The sequence below is a fragment of the Aquimarina ulvae genome (assembly GCF_053613295.3).
Map to the genome: position 1 here is coordinate 174,318 of NZ_JBSIBP030000007.1, position 24,292 is coordinate 198,609.

Genomic DNA, 24,292 nt, shown 5'->3' on the forward strand with positions numbered 1-24,292 from the left:
AAAGAAAATTAGGCTTCCATATGCTATTTAATTTCGGTCCCAAAAGTTCCATATTGCTTATTTTCTTTTGTCAAGGGATCGTATTTTCATTATTACTTTTACAAAAAGGGATCAAAAACAGCAGTATTTCTAGCACTTGGTTAAGCCTGTTTATTTTTTTAGGCTGTCTTTATATCGCTCCCTTTATGTTAGGTTATGCCAATTGGTATTCTCAAAAAACCTATCGGGAGATTCTTTTTTTTATTCCTTTCCAACAACTATTCTTGATAGGACCTGTATTGTATATTTATACACAAAGCCTTTTAAATCAATCTTTCAGGTTTTCTAGAAATCAATGGATTCATTTTGTACCCGCATTTCTATACTTACTATACAGCCTAATTATTTTTATCACCGATAAATTAGTGCTATCTGAGTATTACTTTTATGCAGATGGAAGAGATAAAGACTTCGATTTGTGGTATCAAGTTGCAGGATGGATTTCTATGGTATTTTATTTGATTGTTAGTTTATGCTATTACACCAAATACAAAAAAACTGCGTTCGAAACGGTCAGTTTTGCAAATTCAGTTCTTTTCAGATGGATTCAACATTTTTTCCTTGCTTTTCTAGCACTGCTCATACTTAGGATTTTATATTTTGTCTTGAATCCAGAATGGGGCGAATTTGGCAGTAAGTTTTGGTACTATGTATGTTTTGCTATCCTTTTTTATTTTATTGCGCTAAGCGGTTACTCGAATACAGTAAAATCTTCTGTTCCGATACAAAAGGCAAAGCCTGAAACATCGCTACAATCATCTAAAAAACAAACGCGCGTACAACCTCCCAAGGAAAATCTTGAAGGTATAAAAGCCAGGCTTGAAAAACGTATACTTTTAAACAAGTTGTATCAGAACCCAACACTCACCTTATCGGATGTAGCTTTAGAAATGGATACGCATCCAAAAGCAATTTCCAACCTTATCAATCAGGGATTTCAAATGAATTTTAATGATTTCGTAAATCATTATCGAATAGAAGCGGTTATTGAAAAGATGAAATCAGGAGAGCAAAATACCAAAACACTATTAGGCATCGCTCTCGAATGTGGATTTAATTCTAAAGCTACATTTAATAGAGCATTTAAGAAGCACACTTCATACACTCCGAAAGAGTTTCTCTTGAAATTGCCTTAAAACAAGGTCTCACATCTTGATTTGAAGCGCTTATCGAGCATCTATTAGGCATTTTTGTTTAAAATTAACGTCATGAAATCATCGTTTTACTATTTTTCTCTACTACTGTTTCCATATATAACATTTTGTCAAAACACCCAACAATTGACAACCTTTCAACAAACAAAACTTGACTCTATTACGACCAGGGATGTACCCAAAGGTGCTCCTGGAGTTGCCGTAGGTGTTGTAAAAGAGGGTAAGATACTTTATGAAAAATATGTAGGATATGCTGATCTAAACGACAGCATAATGATTGATGAAAAGTCCCGATTCAATATTGCTTCTAATGGAAAACAATTTACTGCTTTAGCTGTGTTGAGTTTAATTGAAGATGATAAATTAAGTCTTGATAATGACATCAGAATATTTTTCCCTAAATTATTTCCAAAAATAAAATCAAAAATCAAGATCGCTCATCTATTAAACCATACAAGTGGTATCAGGGATGTTTATGATTTATGGTCTTTACAAGGTATTACCTGGTGGAAACACACTTACAATATGGAAGATGCTATATCGTTGTTGCATAAACAAACAGCATTAAATTTTGAACCTGGATCGAGTTATTCTTATAGCAATTCTAACTACATATTATTAGCTGAGATTATTACTAAAGTTGCTAAAACTTCTTTTATAACGTATACCGATCAAATGTTTAAAGATTTACAAATGCCCAACACTTCATTCATCTCTAATTACAAATCAATCAAAGAACCCGTTGCCAAGCCATATTTCAACTTTGACACCTGGTTTGGATATGATTGGATCTGGAATATTTATGGAGACGGTAACATTTTCTCCACACTACAAGATCAATTAACCTGGGAACAAATTCTTCAAACCAAACAAAACAAACGATTTTCGAAGGCTTTATTAGAAAAAAGTCAATCCTTACTTCCTGGCACTTCCAATAAAAAATATGGTTATGGTTTAGCGTTTGCAAAATATAAAGATCTCCCTTACAAATACCACAAAGGCTCCACAGGTGCCTGGAAAGCGATCACTACCAGATTTATAGAACAAAATGTAACGATAGTAACCTTAACCAATAGTGGCAAAACCGATCCAATGTCTCAGACGTTGCGCAGTGCTGATATTCTAATAGATATAAAATCTAATTCAGAAGACATTCAATTGATCCCTGAAAGAATAGGGGCATATATAACAATAAAAGATATTATTGGTGTTTATCAATTAGATAATACGATATGGCAATTTGTAGAAAAAGAAGGAGATCTGTATTTGCTGCGTTCTGGAAGAAACGACACCAAATTAATCAGAGAAGCGGATAACATTTTTCAGCAATGGAATGACGCTCCTTTCAAGCAAGAATTTACAAAAAACCAAAATGATGAAATGCAGGTCACTGCCTACTATACGCAAACCAAGCCTTTTACACTTACTAGAAAAAATAATGATTTCAGTACTGTTGACTTTGCATCGGTACTTGGAACTTTTTTAAATAAAGAAACAGAAGTAAAACTTTCTATTAAATATATTTCTGGTGTAAACTATGAGGTTGCAAGTGGGAAAAGAAAAATGAATGCGATCCTGATATCACCCAAAGAAATGATTATCAATGATTATAATTATAAAATCATTTTCAAAACAAATGAAAACAAGCTGATCTCGGAGTTATTTTTGACATCTGGCAGAATTCAAAACGTTCGATTTCAAAAGATTAAATAATCTGATTTAGTGCAACTATTTTATAAATAACCACGTCTTTATAGAAATAATACTAAGAATCCTCTTTTTAATAGTTAGCCAAAATGGCAACGTTGATTTCTATGAAAAGCAACAATCTGATAATCCTGATATTGACAAATATATTCATTGTAATTCATATTAATGCCCAGAATAAAAAATTCAATCCAGTAAAAAAACCTCAGGACTCCTCTGAAATTAGTAATCAATTTACCCCAAAAGCACCGAGTATTACACCGTTAAAAAACACCAAACAAGATTATACAATATATCACAAACAAGTAATTGAAGCAGAAACTCTTATAGCATCCGAACAATATAAAGATGCACTCCAAATTTATGAAAAGCTTTTCAACCACTACCAATTTATATTTATAAGAGAGTATCAGGTTGCTTCACAGTTGGCGTTTTATTTAGATAATAAACTAAAAGGTTTTGAGTATTTAAAACGAGGAATACTTACTGGATGGAAAATGAAATCTATAAAAAAGAATACATACTTGAAATCGTTTCAAAAAGAAAATGATTTCAAGTTGATTGAAAAAAACTACGATAGTCTTCGAAACAAATATGAATCCACACTACATCAATACATACGGAATCGTGTAAAAAAAATGTATTCAAAAGATCAATGGAAAGCGTTCAAAGCATTATTCAGATTTAACTCAAAAGCACATAAAAGGTATGCTGAGAAAAAATTTGCTCCTCATAGCGAGAAACAAATGGCTGAACTATCCGATATTATTTCGGCATATGGATACCCAGGCGAAAGATTTATAGGAAATAATTACTGGACGTCAACAATCATAAGCCACCACAATTCCATTTCAACTTCCTACAATAAAAAAGATGTTCTTTATATCCATCTAAAGCCTGAATTAGAGAATGCTCTAAAAAATGGTCAAATTTCTCCATATGAATTTGCCACAATCGATGATTGGTATCTTACCGTCAAGTATGATAGATCAAAACCGACTTATGGAGTCTTGGATGCTCCTTCAAAATCAACATTGACAAAAACAAATATGCTTAGAAAAACGATACACGTTAGGCCTTATGAATTAAGAGATCCGTTGGTACGCGTTCAAAAACAGACAGGGATGAATCTTTATTTGTCAGACAGATGGTATTGAACACACCATAAGCCATCTAGTGATTTATTTATAATCTCACATCAATTACAAATATATAAGTATGAATCATATAGTATTGTATTCAATCCTAATCTTACAACTAGGGTCTGTTTTTAATGGTACTGCTCAAGATCAAGTACTCGATCCTGTTGAGAAATATTCTGCAGACAGCTTAAAAGTTTGGACAAAAGAACTTATGACAGGAGTAGTAAAAGCCCATCCTGGTTTTTATAGATATACAAGTAAACGGGTTTTTGATAGGATTATAAAAAATACTACCCAAACCATAACAGATTCATTAACATCTTTGGAGTATTACAGAAAGTTAAAACCTTTATTTGCGAAGATTGGTTGTCTACATACCTCGATAAATTTGTCCGAAAACTATACTAATTATTTAGATAAAACGTACAAACTACTTCCTATAAATATATTCATTGATGAAACTAAGAAAGTTTTTATCACAGAAAATCTCTCAGAAAATGACGAGTTACCTATTAGAAGTGAACTTATCTCTATCAACGGAAAATCAATTTCTGAAATATTAGAGACCTTATTAAATGCTGTCCCATCGGATGGTTATAACAAAACATTGAAAATACTTCTGCTCAATCACCGGTTTTCATTTTGGTATCAAAGTATTATTGAATGTGAGACTTCTTATAAACTTCACGTTAAGATCAATGATGAAATTAAAACTTATCAGCTTGATGGAGTTGGTAAGCAAGCTTTCCCCTCATTTCAATCTCAGCTAGGCTTCAATAAAAAGCAATTACAATTTCAAATTGAAGAGGATATAGCATTTCTAAAAATTCGCTCCTTTGCTAAAACCATGATAAAACAAAATGGACAGAATTTTAGAAAATATATTAAAAATGTTTTCAAGGATCTTAAAAATCAGGGGATCAAGAAATTGGTGATAGATGTAAGATATAACTCTGGAGGAACCGATGGCAATGCTGTTTTTTTGGCACGTCATTTTTTTAACAAACCCTTTAGATATTGGGAAAAAATAGAAGTAACGGAGAAAACTGCAGAGCAAATAACTGGTGTATACCGCTTATTTTACAAAAAACCTATAAAAGTGGGGGACTCATACCATTGGAAAAAAGCCAAGCAAACTAATGAATTTGATTACTACGAGGTTCAAAATCCCCTTAAAAACAACTATAAAGGAGAAGTATATATACTTACTAATGGTTTATGCATGTCATCCTGTAGTGATTTTGTGGCAATCCTTTCTGCAAATAACATCGCTAAAGTTATAGGACAGGAAACAGGTGGTGGATTTCAGGGAAATACTAGCGGAATGATACCTGAAACTCCAATAGAAGGGAATATGTCTATTACCATACCATTACAAAAATATACGAATGCAGTGGATTTGAACAAGAATTTTGGAAGAGGTACTATTCCGGATTTTAATATCTATCCAACCTTAGATAAATGGATCGAAAAAAAGGATAATGAGATGGATTTTGTTCTAAGATTATTGAAAAAATAGAAAATGACATCCAGGTGACACCTAAATGTCACCTTAAATACGACTGAATAGCTATAAATTTGTAATGTAATTAAACAAAATGTTATGGAATCAAATTCAGTAGGTAAAAATTTAGTGTATCAACGAAAACTAAAGGGTTTCACACAAGAACAATTGTCCCAAAGTACTCATGTAACTGTCAGAACTATAAAGCGTATTGAGAAAGGTGCTGTGAATCCACATTTACAAACGGTAAAACTACTTGCTGATGGATTAGGCATTGAGGTCAATGATTTATTAGTTTTAGAAAATCCAAAAGAAGAATCGATTCAAAAAAAATGGTTATTACTTTTACATGCTACTCCTTTATTAGGTTTCATAATCCCCTTTTGTAACGTGCTTTTTCCGCTTTTTTTGTGGATTCACAAACGAGAAGATAACGCTCTGTATGATAGACACGGCGCTAAGATTATTAATTTTCATATTAGTGTATTGTTACTGTATGCATTTTCTTTTATCGCATTATTGACTATACAAAAATGGGGATTTTTAATTTTCATTTCAGTAATCCCTATTTGCGTTTTAATTGTAATCATTAACATTATTTATGCAGTAAAAGACCACAAATGTTATTATCCATTGTCCATACCATTTTTAAAAAGCAAGAAAAAAACTACAGTTAATGCTATCTTATTACTACTTTTATGTATGGCGATACAAAGCTGTACAGCCCAGAAGACCAATACAATTACTCGTATCGATGGAACAGTAATTGCCAAAGATTCTATAACCGACAAGATCCATCAGCTAATGACAGATGCTCCGGTACAAGGACTTGCTGTTACGATCTTCAATCACAAATACCCTGTATATCAAAATACTTTTGGCTACAAGGATTTCTCAAAAAAACGTAAACTAACCGATTCTACGAATATTTATGGAGCGTCGTTGAGTAAAGCGGTGTTTAGTATATTGGTAATGAAGCTAGCTGAGGATAACATTATTGATTTAGACACCCCTTTAGAATCATATCTTCCAAAAAAAATATATGAATATAAACCTTTGACCCGTTGGCATGATAACTATTCTGATCTAAAAACTGATAGTCTTTATCATAAAATAACTGCACGTATGTGCCTGGCACATACTACGGGGTTTGCAAATTGGCGATTTTTCGAATCAGACAGAAAATTAAAGGTGAATTTTGAACCAGGCACGGCGTATCATTATAGCGGTGAAGGTTTTGTATACTTACAAGTCGTTCTAGAAAAACTAACAGGTAAAGGTTTAGAAGAGCTTGCTCAAGATATTATTTTTAAGCCATTGAAAATGACAAATTCTTCATATCAATGGAAAATCAGGTTTGAAAAAGACGTTGCTTTTGGACACAAAAAAGATGGACAACTATATAAAAAAGATACTGACAACGAACCCAGAGCGGGCAGTACACTAGAAACCACTGCATCAGATTACACAAAGTTTTTAACTGCCATACTTAACCAAAAACTCTTACGCAAAGCTTCGTACAAGGAGATTTTTAGTCCTCAGATAACAATTCAGTCAATGAACCACTTTGGACCTGGTTCCAAAACAAAAACAAACAAATATGATGATATTAAATTAAGCTGTGGTTTGGGATGGATTTATCTAGAAACACCTTACGGTAAGGCAGTGTCTAAAGCTGGCCACGGGGATGGTTTCCAGCACTATTCAATTCTTTTTCCAGAATCTGGTAAAGGTATTCTAATAATGAGCAATTCTGATAATGGTGAAAGTGTTTATAAGGAATTATTAGAGTATGCAATCGCAGACAAATACACTCCTTGGCAATGGGCGAATTTTCTACCCTATCAACAAAAATGATATAAATAGTTAGAGAACTCCAAAAACCTATGAATACCTAAGGTTTTCAATTCATTTCAAATACAAAAAACTCAACACTTCAATTTTATCCATCATTATGGTTAAAAAAGGCAGAATCACTTGATTTCGCTTACACGGGTTAACCGCATTAACTTTTCCAGAACAGTACACCTTGATGCATTTTTAGAAAATTTTACACAAAAACCTAAATATAAAAGATTAGGAGCATCAAAAAAGAAGCCTAAGTTTTTTAGAAATCTGAACTAAAAATATCTTCTTAGTTCTTATTACATTTCATCTACTTAATAGAATGATGTAATCTAAAACACATCTATTTTCTATAAAAACAGATCAAACTTATTTTTTTTACAATGAATTATGCTGTCCATTATCAAATCAAAAAAGATGTAGAAAAATAAAAAAAACACTCGTCAACAATAACTCAATTCATTGATTTTCAGATAAAAATCAGCATAATTTTCGATCTCCTACCCTAATTACTTTATGAAAATAACATCTTTTGCGAACTTACATTTTATACAATTTTATTAAATTTAGCGAACGTTCGCTTTTTTTATCAAAAACTTTTTTATAATATTGTCTTGTAATTATTGTACTACACCTCTTGGTAAAACATATTGCAAAAGTAGAATCTGGTAGACACTTAAAGTAGAAATTGGAGTTCGAATTATTAATAAACATTGAAAAATCTAAAAGATGAAATCTCAAGTAAAAACTAAAACTCTGGTTACAAATTGGGCTGTTAATAATACGATTGATTACAACACCTGTAATTACAATGCTCTGAAAAAACTACTGTTTAAAACAAAGGCATTAAACTTAAAATAAAATCTTAAATATTATATTATGACTACTTATAATTCGGCTCTGGAAATCGTTCGCAAACTAAAGGCAAAACATGGAAATACTTGGGCCACTATTAACCCTGAAAATGCAGCACGTATTGCTGTACAAAATAGATTTAAAACTGGATTAGATATCGCTAGATATACCGCTTCGATTATGCGTAAAGATATGGCTGCGTATGATGCTAATAGTGTGAATTACACACAATCATTAGGTTGCTGGCACGGCTTTGTTGCGCAACAAAAAATGATAGCTGTAAAAAAACACAAAGGTACCACTGACAAAACATATTTATACCTTTCTGGTTGGATGGTAGCAGCGTTACGCTCAGAGTTAGGGCCTTTACCCGATCAGTCTATGCACGAAAAAACTTCAGTACCTAAATTAATTGAAGAAATATACACTTTCTTACGTCAGGCAGATGCAGTAGAATTGAATGATCTTTTTCGTCGTTTGGATGCAGGAGAAGATGTTCAGGCTGAGATTGATAATTTCGAAACTCACGTAGTACCTATCATTGCTGATATTGATGCAGGTTTTGGTAATGAAGAAGCTACGTACCTTTTAGCAAAAAAAATGATTGAAGCTGGTGCTTGTGCGCTTCAAATCGAAAATCAAGTATCTGACGCCAAGCAATGCGGTCACCAAGATGGCAAAGTAACCGTTCCGCACGAAGACTTTATTGCTAAATTAAATGCACTTCGTTATGCGTTCTTAGAATTGGGTGTAGAAGAAGGTATCATTGTTGCCCGCACAGATTCTGAAGGTGCCGGCTTGACACAAAAACTACCGGTATCTATGGAAGAAGGAGACTTGGCATCACAATATATGGACTTTGTCGAAGCAGAAGAAGTTCTAGTAGAGGAGGTTAATGAAAATGACGTATTATTCAAACGCGATGGGAAACTAGTTCGTCCGGTAAGATTGCCAAATGGTTTATATAAATTTAAAGAAGGTTCCAATATAGATCGTGTGGTATTGGATTGTACTACCAGTTTAGAAAATGGTGCAGATTTATTGTGGATCGAAACACCAACTCCAAATGTGAAGCAAATTGCCTATATGGTAAACCGGGTTAAAGAAAAAGTGCCAAATGCCAAATTAGTGTATAACAATTCGCCTTCTTTTAACTGGACGGTCAATTTCAGACAACAAGCATTTGATCTTATGGTAGAATTAGGTGAAGACACTTCGAGCTATGACCGTGCTGAACTTATGGATGCTAAATATGATGGTACTTTATTGTCAAACCGTGCAGACGAAATGATTCGAATGTTTCAGGCAGAAGCATCTCGTGATGCTGGAGTATTCCACCACCTGATCACCTTACCGACTTATCATACAACCGCCTTACATATGAATGATTTAGTAGAAGGATATTTTGGAGATATGGGAATGTTGGCATATGTAGATTCTGTTCAGCGTCAGGAAATTCGAAAAGGTGTGTCTTGTGTAAAACACCAACGCATGGCAGGTTCAGACTTAGGAGATGATCATAAAATGTTCTTTGCTGGTGAAAAAGCTTTAAAAGCTGGTGGAGAAAAAAATACCAGCAATCAATTTGAAGTTAAAACAAACATCGAAGAGCCTGTGCTGGCGTTAGACAAATAAAATTCTCATATAAGCGACCTAGAAAGGTGATTCATGATTGGGTCACCTTTTTGGCGATTTTAAAAGGGTTAAAAATGTAGAATTCTTCTTATTTATATTAACCAGAATATTTACATAAACACAACAATTAATCTTGATCCAAAAAATATTTGCGTTACCCCAAACAAAAAACCCAACTCTTCCAAGTTGGGCTTTCCTTTGCTGTGCGGGCGGGGAGACTCGAACTCCCACACCTCGCGGCACTAGATCCTAAGTCTAGCGTGTCTACCAATTCCACCACGCCCGCATAAAACTTTTACAAAACTTAGGACTATTTGTAAAAGCGAGTGCAAATATACATAATCTGTATAAAACTCAAAGAACTTAGATTATTTTTTTACAAAAAAAGCATTTTACGTTCGAAGCCATTATTTTATTTTAGGAAAACTTGACACTTCCGCAGCTGTATAGATAAGTCCGTCCATTGTAGTAAAGGTAATCCTATATATTTTTGATCTTTGTAGTTTTTTAGAATCCAGTCATTTTCTTCTTTCTATTCATATTTATGAAAAACAATCACAGGTAGAAGGCCCATAATCAGAATTGCTACTAATTCTTCTCCCTCTTTTAATGTATTTTTTCTAGAACTTTATTATTTAAAAACATTCGCTCTTCTGATAAAGAAACTTTAATATATCCCGCTTCGTGTAGAATATCTCCCGGATGTTTAGGCTTTTTTGATCAACCAATAACGTCCCTTTTTTAAATTTTATCTCAGGTAAAAAAGTTTCCGTAATTATTTTCAGAAAACTCAATAGAAATTGACAAGGACGCTACAAACCGAAAGATTTTATCTAATACAACTTCTTTTAGAAGGTTTTCCTGTTTCACGTTTTTGATCTTAATGTATGAAGTAGTTCTTTCGAAACTTTTGTATCCATTCGTTCTAATTCCTCAATCATTCTAAGTGTAGTGGTTTGATCATACGTAATAGGCTGTTGTTCAAATTTAAAATTGTAACCAGCATTGTTAAATAATTGATCGGACCATTCGTTACGAATACAATCCATAACCAAATGAATACGGTCTTCAGTGCCATTATTTTCTACTGTATGTGGCAAGTTAAAATTTCCATACCAGCATTCCCCAACCTGCATCTCGACATTTGTACTATTGATATAAAAACACACATCGGGATTTGTCATCAAAGGAATATGTATTCTGAAGGTTCCATCTTCATATCCCAGATGATGATCTGTATGCTCTTTTATTTTACTGTTTGGAGAAAGATTCAGGAGACGTATGGATTCTTTTTCACATCGAAAAGAATCAATAATTTCTTTAAAGCACCGGCAAGAGTCTAATAACGAAGTGTTTTGGAACTCCTCTGAACCTGAAGCGAGAGCAAAAATCTGATTAGGATCTCCATCAAGTGACCTAAGAGCAATAGATTTCCATTCGCCTGTATAGTTCGAAGCATTATAGTGTAACGTAAATGAATAGGACTTACAAACTTCTAAATCTTCTAAAAGACGCTTTTCAGAGAGTATAAAAGGAAGTTTTAGAAATGCATTTTCCATAAGATGTTAAGCTTATTTGTTTATGGATTAAATTACTTCATTTTTACTACTTTTAGGCAAAATTAACTCAATCCAATGCAAAATACTAAATCTTACGTTCAGGAACATAAAGATCGTTTTATAAATGAGCTCCTTCATCTTCTTAAAATACCATCTATCAGTGCAGACTCTGCCTATGAAAAAGATGTGATTAAAACAGCGGATGAAATAAAGAAAAGTCTGGAAAATGCAGGTTGTGATGTTGTAGAAATATGCCAAACTCCCGGATATCCCATCGTATATGGAGAAAAGATCATAAACCCGAACCTCCCTACAGTTTTGGTGTATGGTCATTATGATGTACAACCACCAGATCCAATTGATCTGTGGGATAGTCCACCATTCGAACCGGTGATCAAAAAAACAGAGTTGCACCCGGATGGTGCAATTTTTGCCAGGGGTGCTTGTGATGATAAAGGGCAAATGTATATGCACGTGAAAGCGATGGAGTTGATGACAAAAACAGATCAACTTCCATGTAATGTGAAGTTTATGATCGAAGGAGAAGAAGAAGTAGGGAGTAATAGCCTAAGTTGGTTTGTAGAAAAAAACCAAGATAAATTATCAAATGATGTGATCCTCATTAGTGACACAGGAATGATCGCCAGAGATGTTCCGTCTATTACTACTGGACTTAGAGGATTAAGTTATGTAGAGGTCGAGGTAACAGGACCTAATCGAGATTTACATAGTGGACTATATGGAGGCGCAGTAGCCAACCCGATCAACATTCTAACCAAAATGATTGCCTCATTACACGATGAGAATAATCATATCATGATCCCTGGTTTTTATGATAAAGTAGAAGAACTTTCTAAAGAAGAGCGTGCAGAAATGGCAAAAGCTCCATTTTCATTGGAAGCGTATAAGAAATCACTGGATATTAATGCAGTATACGGAGAAGAAGGATATACAACCAATGAACGTAATTCTATACGTCCTACATTGGATGTCAATGGCATTTGGGGCGGTTACACCGGAGAAGGGGCAAAAACCGTGATCGCAAGTAAGGCGTATGCAAAAATTTCTATGCGCTTAGTGCCGAATCAAGATTGGAAAGAAATCACTGCGTTGTTCAAGAAACATTTTGAAGGGATTGCTCCAAAAGCGGTAACGGTAAAAGTAACACCACACCACGGCGGACAAGGATATGTTACGCCAATCGATAGTACAGGCTATCAAGCGGCGAGCAAGGCTTATCAGGATACTTTTGGTAAAACACCGGTTCCACAACGAAGTGGAGGAAGTATTCCTATTGTTTCTTTGTTCGAAAAAGAACTAAAGAGCAAAACAATTCTTATGGGGTTTGGGCTGGATAGTGATGCAATCCACTCGCCAAATGAGCACTTTGGAGTTTGGAATTATTTGAAAGGAATAGAGACCATTCCTCTGTTCTATAAGTATTTTACAGAGTTGAGTAAAAACAAATAATTGTAGATAGTTTGGTATAAATTTTGATTTGAATATGAAGAACTAAATACCATTCCAAATGTTTTTAAAAACCAATCAGATTATTTTATGTTTTATTGTTTTTGTAAGCTTTTTACATCAGAGTTTACAATCCCAAATACCCTACGTAAAGCCAGATGGAGAAAAAATTGAATTATCAGATTTTAGAGGATCACCTTATTTAGAGGAAGAGTTTCAAAAAGGAGTAGTTCGGGATGGGATTACAGGAAAAGAGAATATGTTGTTTTTACGGTATGATGTCCTCAACGATATATTTGAGATGAAGGATGCGAAAGCAGCAAAAAAAAAGGATTTTCTTAAAAAAGCATTTGAGTTACGAGTTGTGTTAGGGAATAAGACTTTCTCTTATCAGAATTATACTAACGATGAAGGAAGAAATGTTACAGGATACCTTCAGGAAATAGCTGCTGTAAATGATAAAAAATTCTTTGTAAAATACGGAAAAAGGTTAGTGATGCCTCAAAAAGCTAAAACCTCTCTTGAGCAAGATCGTCAAGGAAAGATTAGGGATGAAGCCTATTACGTGGTGGGGATGTCAAATCAAGTGAAAGTAGCAAATATTAATAAAAAAAATATTTTGGACTATTTTCCCAATTATAAAAGAGATAAGCTTAAAGAATTTATAAAAAAGAATAGACTCAAATTTAAAGACTATAGCGATATTAAAGAGTTGGCCGATTATATCGATACGATTCAATTAAAAGAATAACTTTTTTATAGTAGCTTCTACAGCTCTAGATTAAAGACAAAAGAATGCCTCCCCTACTACAAGGAAGGCATTTTTTAATGACTTTTTCGAAAATTAATTTGTTATTGTTAATTTTTATTCTACATTTGTAGAGTTAATTCTAAAAACGTAGAGTAATGCAATTATCCAAGGCCGAAGAACAATTGATGAAATACCTCTGGAAACTAGAGAAAGCTTTCATGAAAGATTTACTAGATGCCTTTCCTGAGCCCAAGCCAGCAACTACTACAGTAGCTACATTACTAAAAAGAATGACGGATAAAGGATTTATAGATTATACGTTGTATGGGAAATCGAGAGAGTATTATCCTTTGGTAAAAAAGACAGATTATTTTTCAAAGCACGTAAACGGACTGATTAAAAATTTTTTTAATGATTCTGCATCACAGTTTGCATCGTTTTTTACTTCAGAAACCAATTTGTCTACTTTAGAATTAGAAGAACTTAAAAAGATCGTAGATCAGGAACTTTTAAAGAAACAAAAATGATAACCTATATAATAAAATCATCACTCTGTCTGATGCTGCTATGGGCATTTTATAAGTTGTTTTTAGAAAAGGAGAACGTGCATTTTATAAAGAGGTTTTATCTACTTTTCAGTTTGGTATTTGCATTTATTATACCGCTCATTACACTTACGTATCAGGTGGAGGTTATTGCTGGGCCAAAAGTCATTTCAGAAACAACAACTCCCATTTTGATAGAACCTGAAGCAGTAATTGCCAAAGAACCAGTAGCATATTTACCTATTGTTTTGTGGAGTATATACGCAATTGGTATGTTAGTATTCGGTTTTCGATTTATCCGGAACATTACAAATATTTCTAAAAAGATTAGAAACAATGAACGACTCAAAGAGCCTTCACATATTAATGTGTTGTTATGTAACTCCATAGTTCCACATACGTTCCTGAGTTATATTTTCGTTCCTAGAAAAGAATTTCAGGATAACAATATCCCTAAAGAAGTTTTACTTCATGAAAAAACACACGTAGTCCAAAAACATACATTAGATATACTGTTTGTAGAGGTTTTACAAGTAATCTTTTGGTTTAATCCTCTATTTATCTTAATGAAAAGATCTATAAAACTAAACCATGAGTTTCTTGCGGACCACAATGTATTGAAACAGCAATTTTCAATACAAAACTACTTTAAATTACTCGTTAATTATCCCGATAGCTCTAATCAAGCTGTGTTATCGAGTCCTATTAATTATTCATTAACCAAAAAACGATTACAGATGATGACAAAAGAATTTTCTAAAAAAAGAACCGTGCTTAAACTAACGGGGTTGCTCCCGATTGTATTGTTGTGTATTTTATTTTTTAATAATGAAATAGTAGCTAAGGAAGTAGTAATTCCGTTAGATGAAATAACCAACCAGGAAGAGAACCCTACCATTCGGCAAAAGCCTTCGGTGACAGTTTTAAAAGATAAAGAAGAAAGCAATTCCTTAAATGAAAGTCCGAATACCTTACAAGACGGAGTTACTAAGGAAATGATTGAGGAATATAATACTTGGGCAAAAGATTTAGGTGCTAAAATCAAAGGCAATAAACCAATTAGGGTCCGACAGAGTGAGATTTATCGTATGATAAATATTTATAAGAACATGACTTCTGATCAACGTAAAGGAGCTGAGGAATTTCCTGATATTCCACCTCCACCGCCAGTTCCAGAATCGCAAAAGGTACATAAAGGGGAGAAAAATGATATTCCACCACCTCCGCCACCATCTAAAGCTCCAAAGGTGAAAAAAGGTCAAAAAAGTGATATTCCACCACCTCCACCACCTGCTCCTAAAGAGAAAAAATCCAAGAATGAGAAGTCTAAAAAATCGAAAAAGATAAAGACAAAAGATGGTTACACTTTGTTATCTGAGAAAGAAGACTGGACCGAAGAAGAAAAGTCATATCTAAAAGAACGTGTTTACAATGAACTAGAAAGAGAACGGGCCGAAATTGAAAGAGAAGAAGCCAGAATGGAGCAGGAAATTACTGCAGGCAATGCCATGCTAAGTTCTGAAGAACGTAGAGAAGTGGCTGAAAAAGCCCGTGTAATTGCAATGGAAACCGCTAATCGAGTTAGAGGTGATCATAGAAATAGAGAAATTGCTCGCGAGAATGCAAGGATAAGTAGAGAAGCCGCAGAAAAGGGAAGAGTTATAGCACTAGAAGCATCTCAGGAAGCTAGAATTCGAGCTGAAAAAGCAATGAAATCAGCTGAAATAAAAGCTCGTAATGCCGAAAAAGAAATGCGTAGTGCAGAAGAGTTAGCAAGGAAAGAAGCAATCAAATCCGAATTGCAGTCTAGAAAAGCTATGAGAGCTGCTGAAATGCAGCACCGTAAAGCGGAAAAAGAGGCTCGTAAAGCCGAAATGGAAGCTAGAAAAGCAGAAATGAATGCGAGAAAAGCCGAATATAGAGTAAGGCAGATGGCTGAAGATCATAAACCAGAAAAGATAATAGAGCATATGGCTCAAAAAGATGCTGATTTTTATTATAATGAGAAACAAATTTCTGCTAGGGAAGCACTTAAGTTAGTTGAAGATTCTAATAATACCCTTTCCATAGATGCGTCAACTAAAAATGGTAAATCCAAAGTGATCATCAAGGACTAGTTTTAAATTTCTCTTTACAAGTCATAAGATTTATAAAAAAACCTCACTTCGGTGGGGTTTTTTGCGCAACATTTAGTTAGAAATCAGCGTTATAAGTCTATTATCAATCAAAAAACACCCTTAGATTATGTTAAAAAAAATTTTTATTATGTGCTCTGGTGCAGATGCCAATATATTGGCAGGTAGTTCTCACGGAGAACAAAATAAGTATGTAGGCATTGGTGCAACTGTTTTTTTTACTTCTTTAATGGCTTTTCTATCAGCTAGTTATGCACTATACACTGTTTTTGATAACTATTTTACCTCAGTTTTCTTTGGATTAGTATGGGGGTTGCTAATTTTTAATCTAGATAGATTCATAGTTTCCACCATTAAGAAAAAAGATAATTTTCTGGACGAACTTTTACAGGCTTCTCCTAGGATTATTTTGGCAGTCATCATCGCAGTTGTTATTTCAAAACCTTTAGAATTAAAGATTTTTGAAAAAGAAATAGATCAGGTTCTTTTGGAACAGAAAAATGATCTGACCTTAGCCAATCAAGAACAAATAGCTACACAGTATACCCCCATGATAGCGGGGATTGATGGCAAAATAGTAGGACTAAAACAAGAAATTAGCACCAAAGAAAGAGAAGTGAATGAGTTGTACGAAACATATATTGCAGAAGCAGAAGGTCGAAAAGGAACAGAACTAGTGGGCAAAGGACCTGTTTATAAAGAGAAAAGAAAAAAACACGATGCAATGCTGATAGAACTGGTTGATCTTAAGAAAACGAATGAAGAAAAAATTACCAATTTAGAATTACAAAAAAATGAATTGGTATCAGCGTATGATAAGCAGGTGGAAGCCTCTCAACCAATCATAGATAACTTTGATGGATTAATGGCTCGGGTAAATGCGCTAAACGAATTACCATGGTTGCCTTCTTTTTTTATCTTTTTATTGTTTTTAGCTATTGAAACTTCTCCGATTTTTGCGAAGCTACTTTCACCAAAAGGAGAATATGATTTTAAAATCGAAGACGTAGAAGGTGAAGTAAAAACCTGGACAGCACAGAAAGCAGATCAACGTAAAATTCTATTAGCAACAGATCATACTATTAACGATAGAGTTTATGGAGATATGGCAGAGGAAGACGAACTGTATCAGTACAAAAAGAAAATTGCAAGAGAATTAATGCAGAAACAACAAGAAGCTTTTTATAAGCGACAAACTGGGGTTTTATAATGTATAAAAAAAAGACCTGACAGGTTTGGAAACCTATCAGGTCTAACTAAAAAAGTTTTTTAAAATCTTCGATCTGGATGATATACCTCTAAATTTAACGATGGTTTTTTATCTGAAATAATTTCAGAAACTAATTTTCCTGTCGCTGGTCCCATACTCCAACCCATCATTGCGTGTCCAGTAGCGATGGTTAGGTTTTTGCATTTGCTGGATTTGCCAATATAAGCCATGCCATCCGGGGAGACAGGTCGTAAACCACAGGCAGCATTATTCTTTTCGTCATCAGTAAGAACAATATCTGGATAGTATTTATGAGCAGCATTAGCAATAGCTTCCACTCGGACTTTATTAATGTTATGGTCAATTCCTGCAATTTCCATAGTCCCTGCAAAACGGGTAAATCCGTGCATTGGTGTAATAGCTACTTTTGCTTCTGCTAATATAGCGGGCATTGTAATATCTAAATTTCTTTCAGAATTGATTCGGTATCCTTTTCCAGCCTCCAGTAACATATTGATTCCTAGTTTTTTACTTAATAAATTAGACCAGGAACCTGCTGCTAATACGAATTCGTTTGCAATATATGTTTTAGTATCACTGGATACCGAAACTATCCTCCCATTGTCAATGTTTATATCCTTAATTTTTTCATTCTTTATGAATACAACACTTGAAGATTCGAGATACATTTTCATTTCTTCCATGAACATATGTGGTGTGGTATGACCATCACATTCATAATGTATGGCACCTTTTGCCTGAATCTGAACATCAGGTTCTAATTTTTGTAGTTCTTTTAAAGAAAGTTCTCTAACTGGTAACCCTTCATTTTTGGCAATTTCAGCAACCCGGATTTCTTCCTCCAGCATTTTTTCTGTTTGACAAATCATCAATAGTCCTTTTCGCTCTAATTGAAACTTGAAATTTTCTTCTTGTTTGATTTCGTTAAATAACTCTCTACTTAATAGATTTATATCTTTGATGGAGGAAATACTACGAGCTACATTTTCTGAAGAGCACGATTTTTTAAAAGCCCAAACCCATTGTAAGAAATCTGATTTTAAGCGTGGTTTTATAAAAAAAGGGCTACCAGGGTCAAACATCCATTTGAGTCCTTTTTTCATAACTCCTGGTGCTGCCAATGGAATAATATGACTAGGTGTTAGGTATCCTGCGTTTACATAAGAAGCTCCAAAATCCATAGACGATTGATCTATGACCGTTATTTTATGGCCTTCCTTATGCAAATAATATGCGGAGCAAAGCCCAATGATTCCTCCTCCTATGATTATTATATTCTTACTCATAATTGTAAGTACTTCGACAAGCTTAGTATAATATATTTATTTTCATTAAATCTTTCATTATCTAAATCACCTGAAATCCGTGTGCATAAGGGTCATCCTGATCATCTATAATGATTGTGCTATATCCATATATTTTTGCCCATCCTTGTATACTGGGAATGATAGCTTTTTGATTAGCCAACTCAGTTTCTTCTTCTATTCTTCCTATAAATTTAGAACCAATAAAACTTTCATGGATAAATTCTTTACCTTTTTTTAATTTTCCTTTAGCATATAATTGTGCCATTCGTGCTGAGGTCCCGGTGCCGCAAGGAGAACGATCTATAGCTTTGTTACCATAAAAAACTGCATTTCTTCCTGAAGAATTTAAATCGATAGGATCTCCCGTCCAAAGAATATGGCTTACATCTCTGATCGTTTCATTTTCAGGGTGGATAAAATAATCGGGATATTTTTTATTGATTCGATCGCGTATGATCTGTGAATATTGGATCAATTTAGAAGCGGTGAAATCTTGTATTCCACTAAAGTTTTTCTGAGGATCTATGATTGCATAATAATTACCGCCGTAAGCCACATCAAAACTAATTTCACCAAGTTCGGGACAACTTATAGTTAGGTCTTCACTAGCCAAAAAGGACTTAACATTCTTCAGTTTTACCCAGTCTACTTTTTTTCCTGATTGTTGATAGTCTATTTCTACTAAGCCTGCAGGAGCTTCCATTCGTATTTTTCCGGGTATTTTTGGTTGTATCAAGCCTTCTTCAATAGCTATTGTTATGGTTCCAATAGTTCCATGACCACACATTGGTAAACAACCTGATGTTTCAATAAAAAGGATAGCAATATCATTTTCTGGATGATGAGGAGGAAATAAAAAACTACCACTCATCATATCATGACCACGTGGTTCAAACATCAATCCTGTTCGTATCCAATCATATTCTTTTAAGAAGTGTTGTCTTTTTTCACTCATAGAACTACCTTTAAGGTTTGGATGTCCTGTGGTTACAACCCTTACAGGATTTCCACAGGTATGAGCATCAATGCAAGTGAAACTATTGTAGGACATTTTTTGTGTTTTCAATGTAGGTATTGATCCTGTTTTCTAATATTGAAAGTGTTAGGGTTCCTTGTCCCAAAACAATTTCATGAAATTCTCGGATGTCAAACGTACTTCCCAATTCTTTTTGAGCTTTATTACGGAGTTCTCTAATCTTTAATTCTCCCATCTTGTATGATAAAGCTTGTCCAGGCCAAGAGATATATCTGTCTGTTTCTGTATTTATCTCGTGTAATGACAATGCTGTATTGGAGGTCATAAAACGTATAACTTGTTCTCGTGTCCACCCTTTGGCATGGATTCCTGTATCTACTACGAGTCGGCACGCCCGCCACATTTCATAGGTGAGTTTTCCAAAATGTTCGTAAGGAGTAGTGTACATACCCATTTCGTTTGCAAGAAATTCGGAATACAATCCCCAGCCTTCTCCATAGGCAGAGAGATATAAATTTTTTCTAAATTGTGGTATACTGTCTCCTAATTCATTATTTAAACTGCCTTGTAGATGGTGACCAGGAACGGCTTCGTGTACTGTAAGTGAAGGGAGTGTATAGAGTGTTCTGCTTTTTAGGTCATATGTGTTTACCCAATAATAACCGGGTTCTGTGCTATTTGCTTCTGTACCTACATACCTGCCACCAGTATATTTTGGAGCAATCGCATCAGGAACAGGGGCTACCCCATAAGGTTTTCGAGGTAATGTTTTGAAAAACCTTGGTAGTTGTTCGTCTGCTCGTTTTGCCATATCTCTGGCAATCATTAACAATTGCTCAGGACTTTTGGCATAAAATTGTTCATCGGTGCGCAAAAAGGCTAAGAAATCAGAAAAACTTCCTTTGAAATTAAGGTCTTTTATAATAGCCTCCATTTGTGCTTTTATTCTGGAGACTTCTTTAATACCTATTTTATGGATGTCATCGGCGGTATACGCGGTGCTTGTAGTGTAAAAATTTATTCGATTTTGATAGTATTCCTTACCATTAGGAGTTTGCGAGACACCTATGGATGTTCGTGTTTTTGGAAGATACTCTTGCTCAAAAAAAACTTTAATGCGTCTAAATTCAGGGACGACCTTGTTTTTTATAATTTGTTTGGCAGCAATAAGTACAGAATCTTTTTGGAATTGTGTTAGTGTGTTAGGTAAATTTTTGAAAGGAATATAAAAATGACTATGCTCAATTGAATCTATGATGTGCATATCATATGTGGATTCATATCCCTTAAAAATAATTTTAGGTTGGGATACGCCTTTTTGTAAACCTGCCCGTAAGTTTTCTAAGTGTTGATCAACAAATAATGGTATGGCATTAAGTTTCTTGAGATATTCTTTTGTCTGCTTATAATTGGTTAGTGGTTTTGCTATGTACGTAAGGTTATTATGAAAACCTGAATCAGACAAAAGAGGATTAAGAAACCTTTCGAATTCATAAAAATCAATCGTATCCTGCAAGGTGAAGAGAAGTAATTCTAGCGATATTTGATCAGTTTCATTAAGTTGCGATTCTTCAATTTTAAGGAGTTCTTCAATCTTTTTTCTGGCAAAATCAGCTTCAATTTGATAATATTCCTTCGTAAATAATCCTAAAGGAAACTTTTCTTGGTCGTATCTTTCTCTTTCTTGTATTTCAGAAATAACTGTATGAAGCTGTTCAGGAAAAGAGATTTTTTTATTTTTTGAACAACTCAAAAACAAAAGTAGTGTTAGGGTTCCTAAAATTCTGAACAGTTTCATTCGTTGGATTTTTTTGATATATATAGTATTGTCTATTACAGACAAAGGAGTCACGCCTTATCTGTTGTTTGATTTCCATTAATTAGTCTGGAAATACCCAAAGGATTTTCATTTTTAAGCGCATTTGGCAACAATGCATTTGGCCAGCTTTGATAGCTGAATGGTCGAACCCAACGCTTGATCGAATGAATACCCACTGCTGTAAATCTACTATCTGTAGAGGCTGGATAAGGACCTCCGTGAAGCATCGCAGGGCAAACTTCTACACCGGTAGGCGCACCGTTATAGATCATCCTCCCAACACGATTTTGCAAGGCGTCTACTATCGAAGTATGATTGGCAATTTCATCATTTTCTGCTAATATAGTTCCTGTTAGTTGCCCTTCAAGGGTATTAATAATGGTTTCTAATTCATTAGTATCTTCACATTGTACCACCATAGAAAAAGGCCCAAATACCTCTTGATGCAAAATTGTGTTTTGCAAAAAAGTTTTTCCTTCAACTTTAGTTATTGTTTGTCTGGCGTGATTTATGGCTACGTCATCTTGATAATCGGCAGTTACTGTTAATCCATTTTGCTGCAATGCATTGGTTTTATTTTTTTCGTAATTGCCAATGATATTAGGGTGTAACATACAAGACGGTTCAATTTTGGTAATTTCATCAGAAAGAATGTTAATAAAATTATCAAGTGCATCACCTTTGATTCCTAAAATAAGACCTGGGTTTGTGCAAAATTGACCAGTGCCGAGCGTGATAGATTGCGCATATGTTTTAGCGAGATCTTTTCCCTTAGATGCTGTTGCTTTTGGAAGAAGTATTACCGGATTAACACTTCCCATTTCTGCGAAGACAGGAATAGGTTCTGGTCGTTGGGATGCCAAATCAAAAAGTGCTCTGCCACCTTTTATACTACCGGTAAATCCTACTGCTTTTACTTTTGGATGTTTTACTAATTGTACACCGACATCTATTCCCGAACTGTTAAGATTAGAGAAGACACCGTTAGGCATCCCCGTATTTTTTGCAGCTTTGATGATCGCAGATGCAATGAGTTCTCCTGTTCCCGAATGCATAGGGTGTGATTTTACAATGACAGGGCATCCGGCAGCTAAAGCAGCTGCTGTATCACCACCAGCTGTTGAGAAGGCTAGAGGAAAATTACTAGCTCCAAAGACCACAACCGGACCTAAAGGAACCATCATTTTGCGAATATCCTGTTTAGGAATAGGTGCTCTCTCTAACTCAGCGGTATCAATTGTTGCTTCTACCCAAGAGCCTTCTCCAACCAATTCTGCAAACATTCTTAACTGTCCAATCGTTCTGCCACGCTCTCCTTTTGCTCTACCTTCTGGCAGTCCCGTTTCGGATGTATACATTTCGATAAGGATTTCATCTAACCCCAAAATTTCGTCTGCAATGGCGTTAAGAAACTCAGCTTTTTTAGCACCAGAAAATTTTTTGAACGATAAAAATGCTTCAGAAGCAAGTAATATGGCCTTTTCTATTTCTTGTGAGTTAGCTTCATAAAAATTAGTATTATTTTCAATATTTAGTTTTGGATTAAAAGTTTTATAAGTATTGGTTCCTTCTGAGGATAGTTGATTTCCAATATAGTTTTTGCCGGTGGTGATCATAATGACTGATTAATGAGTTGTTGTATAAATAATTTAATAAACCAATGATTTGTAATTAGGTAGTGTAGGTCTTGTTTTTAGTCCATCCTCAATAATTCTCAAGACTTTTTTACGTTCTTCTCCTATCAATGGAAGCCTGGGAGCACGTACATTTTCAGTACCTATTCCTGTAGCGACTTCTGCGAGCTTGATGTTTTGTACTAATTTAGGGTTGATGTCCAACTCCAGCAATGGCAGAAACCAACGATAGATAGCTATCGCTTCTTTAATTCTTCCTGCTTTGTGCAATTCGTAAATGGCAACAGTTTCTTCTGGAAAAGCACATACTAATCCCGCCACCCATCCATCGGCTCCCATTAGTAAACTTTCTAATGCCAGCGTATCTACTCCACAGAATATTTTTAACCGATCCCCAAATCGATTTTTTATTCGGGTAACGTTAGAGATATCCCGAGTGGATTCTTTTACTGCCTGAATATTATCCAGTTTGCATAGTTCTTCAAACATATCCAACGTAACTTCGATTTTATAATCAACAGGGTTGTTATAAATCATTATAGGTAAATCCGTATTTTTTGCTACTTCTTCAAAATACGTAACTGTTTCCCTATCTCCAGCTTTATAACGCATAGGTGGAAGCATCATTAACCCGTGAGCACCATCTTCCTGCGCTTTATGTACAGCTTTAATCGCCCCTTTAGTGCTTTGTTCTGCAATATTGATAATGACCGGAATTTTATCTTGTACCAAGTTTACAGTAGTTTTAACAAGCACACTCTTTTCTTCATTATTTAAGGTACTGGCCTCTCCCAAAGTGCCTCCTAATATAATACCATGGACTCCTGCGTATAGCTGTGCTTCAATATTGGTGGCAAACATTTTTAGGTCTAAAATGTCCCCATCTGTAAATTTTGTAGTAACGGCTGGCATCACGCCTTTCCAATTTATAATCATTCTTTTAATCTTTGATTCAAATATATTGTCAATTTAAATGTAAGGATATTT

General features: G+C 34.6%; 17 protein-coding genes and 1 tRNA gene. 11 read left to right on the plus strand and 7 right to left on the minus strand.

The genetic code is table 11. The annotated features are described in order from the left end of the window. The first annotated feature begins 20 nt into the window (after window positions 1-20). The 6 genes from ACWGOQ_RS16200 to ACWGOQ_RS16225 all read left to right on the plus strand — a co-directional run bounded on the left by ACWGOQ_RS16200 (window position 21) and on the right by ACWGOQ_RS16225 (window position 9,881). The gene (locus tag ACWGOQ_RS16200) at window positions 21-1,175 is read left to right on the plus strand and encodes a helix-turn-helix domain-containing protein (RefSeq protein ID WP_452059190.1); all 1,155 of its coding nucleotides are present in this window, start codon (window positions 21-23) and stop codon (window positions 1,173-1,175) included. A gap of 144 nt (window positions 1,176-1,319) precedes the next feature. Further along, window positions 1,320-2,906, plus strand: a complete 1,587-nt coding sequence (locus ACWGOQ_RS16205; protein WP_452059191.1) for a serine hydrolase domain-containing protein — start codon at window positions 1,320-1,322, stop codon at window positions 2,904-2,906. 83 nt (window positions 2,907-2,989) lie between these two features. Next, window positions 2,990-4,057 carry a hypothetical protein gene (locus tag ACWGOQ_RS16210; protein ID WP_452059192.1) on the plus strand — a complete coding sequence of 356 codons (1,068 nt, stop codon included), beginning with the start codon at window positions 2,990-2,992 and terminating at the stop codon, window positions 4,055-4,057. Between the two features lie 61 nt (window positions 4,058-4,118). Continuing rightward, window positions 4,119-5,561 carry a S41 family peptidase gene (locus ACWGOQ_RS16215; RefSeq protein ID WP_452059193.1) on the plus strand — a complete coding sequence of 481 codons (1,443 nt, stop codon included), beginning with the start codon at window positions 4,119-4,121 and terminating at the stop codon, window positions 5,559-5,561. Window positions 5,562-5,645: 84 nt separating this feature from the next. Next, window positions 5,646-7,403: a serine hydrolase gene (locus ACWGOQ_RS16220; RefSeq protein ID WP_452059194.1), complete on the plus strand. Its 1,758-nt coding sequence runs from the start codon at window positions 5,646-5,648 to the stop codon at window positions 7,401-7,403. 867 nt (window positions 7,404-8,270) lie between these two features. Beyond that, complete coding sequence (locus tag ACWGOQ_RS16225; protein ID WP_452059195.1) at window positions 8,271-9,881, plus strand: isocitrate lyase; 1,611 nt, start codon at window positions 8,271-8,273, stop codon at window positions 9,879-9,881. Window positions 9,882-10,085: 204 nt separating this feature from the next. On the opposite strand, the gene ACWGOQ_RS16230 is transcribed toward ACWGOQ_RS16225, so the two are convergent. Then, a tRNA-Leu gene (locus tag ACWGOQ_RS16230) sits at window positions 10,086-10,167 on the minus strand. A 580-nt stretch (window positions 10,168-10,747) separates the two neighbouring features. Further along, on the minus strand, window positions 10,748-11,440 hold the full coding sequence (locus tag ACWGOQ_RS16235; RefSeq protein ID WP_452059196.1) for an aspartyl/asparaginyl beta-hydroxylase domain-containing protein: 693 nt from the start codon (window positions 11,438-11,440) through the stop codon (window positions 10,748-10,750). 75 nt (window positions 11,441-11,515) lie between these two features. Here ACWGOQ_RS16235 and ACWGOQ_RS16240 point away from each other — a divergent pair, with 75 nt between their 5' ends. The 5 genes from ACWGOQ_RS16240 to ACWGOQ_RS16260 all read left to right on the plus strand — a co-directional run bounded on the left by ACWGOQ_RS16240 (window position 11,516) and on the right by ACWGOQ_RS16260 (window position 17,548). Continuing rightward, entirely contained in the window at window positions 11,516-12,910 is a 1,395-nt protein-coding gene (locus tag ACWGOQ_RS16240) for a dipeptidase (protein ID WP_452059197.1), read from the plus strand. 58 nt (window positions 12,911-12,968) lie between these two features. Continuing rightward, window positions 12,969-13,658, plus strand: coding sequence for a hypothetical protein (locus ACWGOQ_RS16245; RefSeq protein ID WP_452059198.1), 690 nt, complete (start codon window positions 12,969-12,971; stop codon window positions 13,656-13,658). A 155-nt stretch (window positions 13,659-13,813) separates the two neighbouring features. After that, complete coding sequence (locus ACWGOQ_RS16250) at window positions 13,814-14,185, plus strand: BlaI/MecI/CopY family transcriptional regulator (RefSeq protein ID WP_452059199.1); 372 nt, start codon at window positions 13,814-13,816, stop codon at window positions 14,183-14,185. Then, window positions 14,182-16,320 carry a M56 family metallopeptidase gene (locus tag ACWGOQ_RS16255; RefSeq protein ID WP_452059200.1) on the plus strand — a complete coding sequence of 713 codons (2,139 nt, stop codon included), beginning with the start codon at window positions 14,182-14,184 and terminating at the stop codon, window positions 16,318-16,320. Before ACWGOQ_RS16250 ends, ACWGOQ_RS16255 begins: the two co-directional genes overlap by 4 nt. 127 nt (window positions 16,321-16,447) lie before the next feature. Beyond that, window positions 16,448-17,548 (plus strand): DUF4407 domain-containing protein, encoded by a 1,101-nt coding sequence (locus tag ACWGOQ_RS16260; protein ID WP_452059201.1) that lies wholly within the window; start codon window positions 16,448-16,450, stop codon window positions 17,546-17,548. 59 nt (window positions 17,549-17,607) lie between these two features. On the opposite strand, the gene ACWGOQ_RS16265 is transcribed toward ACWGOQ_RS16260, so the two are convergent. The 5 genes from ACWGOQ_RS16265 to ACWGOQ_RS16285 all read right to left on the minus strand — a co-directional run bounded on the left by ACWGOQ_RS16265 (window position 17,608) and on the right by ACWGOQ_RS16285 (window position 24,241). Next, window positions 17,608-18,855 (minus strand): NAD(P)/FAD-dependent oxidoreductase, encoded by a 1,248-nt coding sequence (locus ACWGOQ_RS16265; RefSeq protein ID WP_452059202.1) that lies wholly within the window; start codon window positions 18,853-18,855, stop codon window positions 17,608-17,610. A gap of 61 nt (window positions 18,856-18,916) precedes the next feature. After that, window positions 18,917-19,927 (minus strand): 4-hydroxyproline epimerase, encoded by a 1,011-nt coding sequence (locus ACWGOQ_RS16270; RefSeq protein ID WP_452059203.1) that lies wholly within the window; start codon window positions 19,925-19,927, stop codon window positions 18,917-18,919. Continuing rightward, window positions 19,914-21,650 carry a DUF885 domain-containing protein gene (locus ACWGOQ_RS16275; protein ID WP_452059204.1) on the minus strand — a complete coding sequence of 579 codons (1,737 nt, stop codon included), beginning with the start codon at window positions 21,648-21,650 and terminating at the stop codon, window positions 19,914-19,916. The genes ACWGOQ_RS16270 and ACWGOQ_RS16275 overlap by 14 nt, the downstream gene beginning before the upstream one ends. Before the next feature lie 50 nt (window positions 21,651-21,700). After that, window positions 21,701-23,284, minus strand: a complete 1,584-nt coding sequence (locus ACWGOQ_RS16280) for an aldehyde dehydrogenase (NADP(+)) (RefSeq protein ID WP_452059247.1) — start codon at window positions 23,282-23,284, stop codon at window positions 21,701-21,703. Between the two features lie 36 nt (window positions 23,285-23,320). Next, window positions 23,321-24,241 carry a dihydrodipicolinate synthase family protein gene (locus tag ACWGOQ_RS16285; protein WP_452059205.1) on the minus strand — a complete coding sequence of 307 codons (921 nt, stop codon included), beginning with the start codon at window positions 24,239-24,241 and terminating at the stop codon, window positions 23,321-23,323. Window positions 24,242-24,292 lie beyond the last annotated feature (51 nt).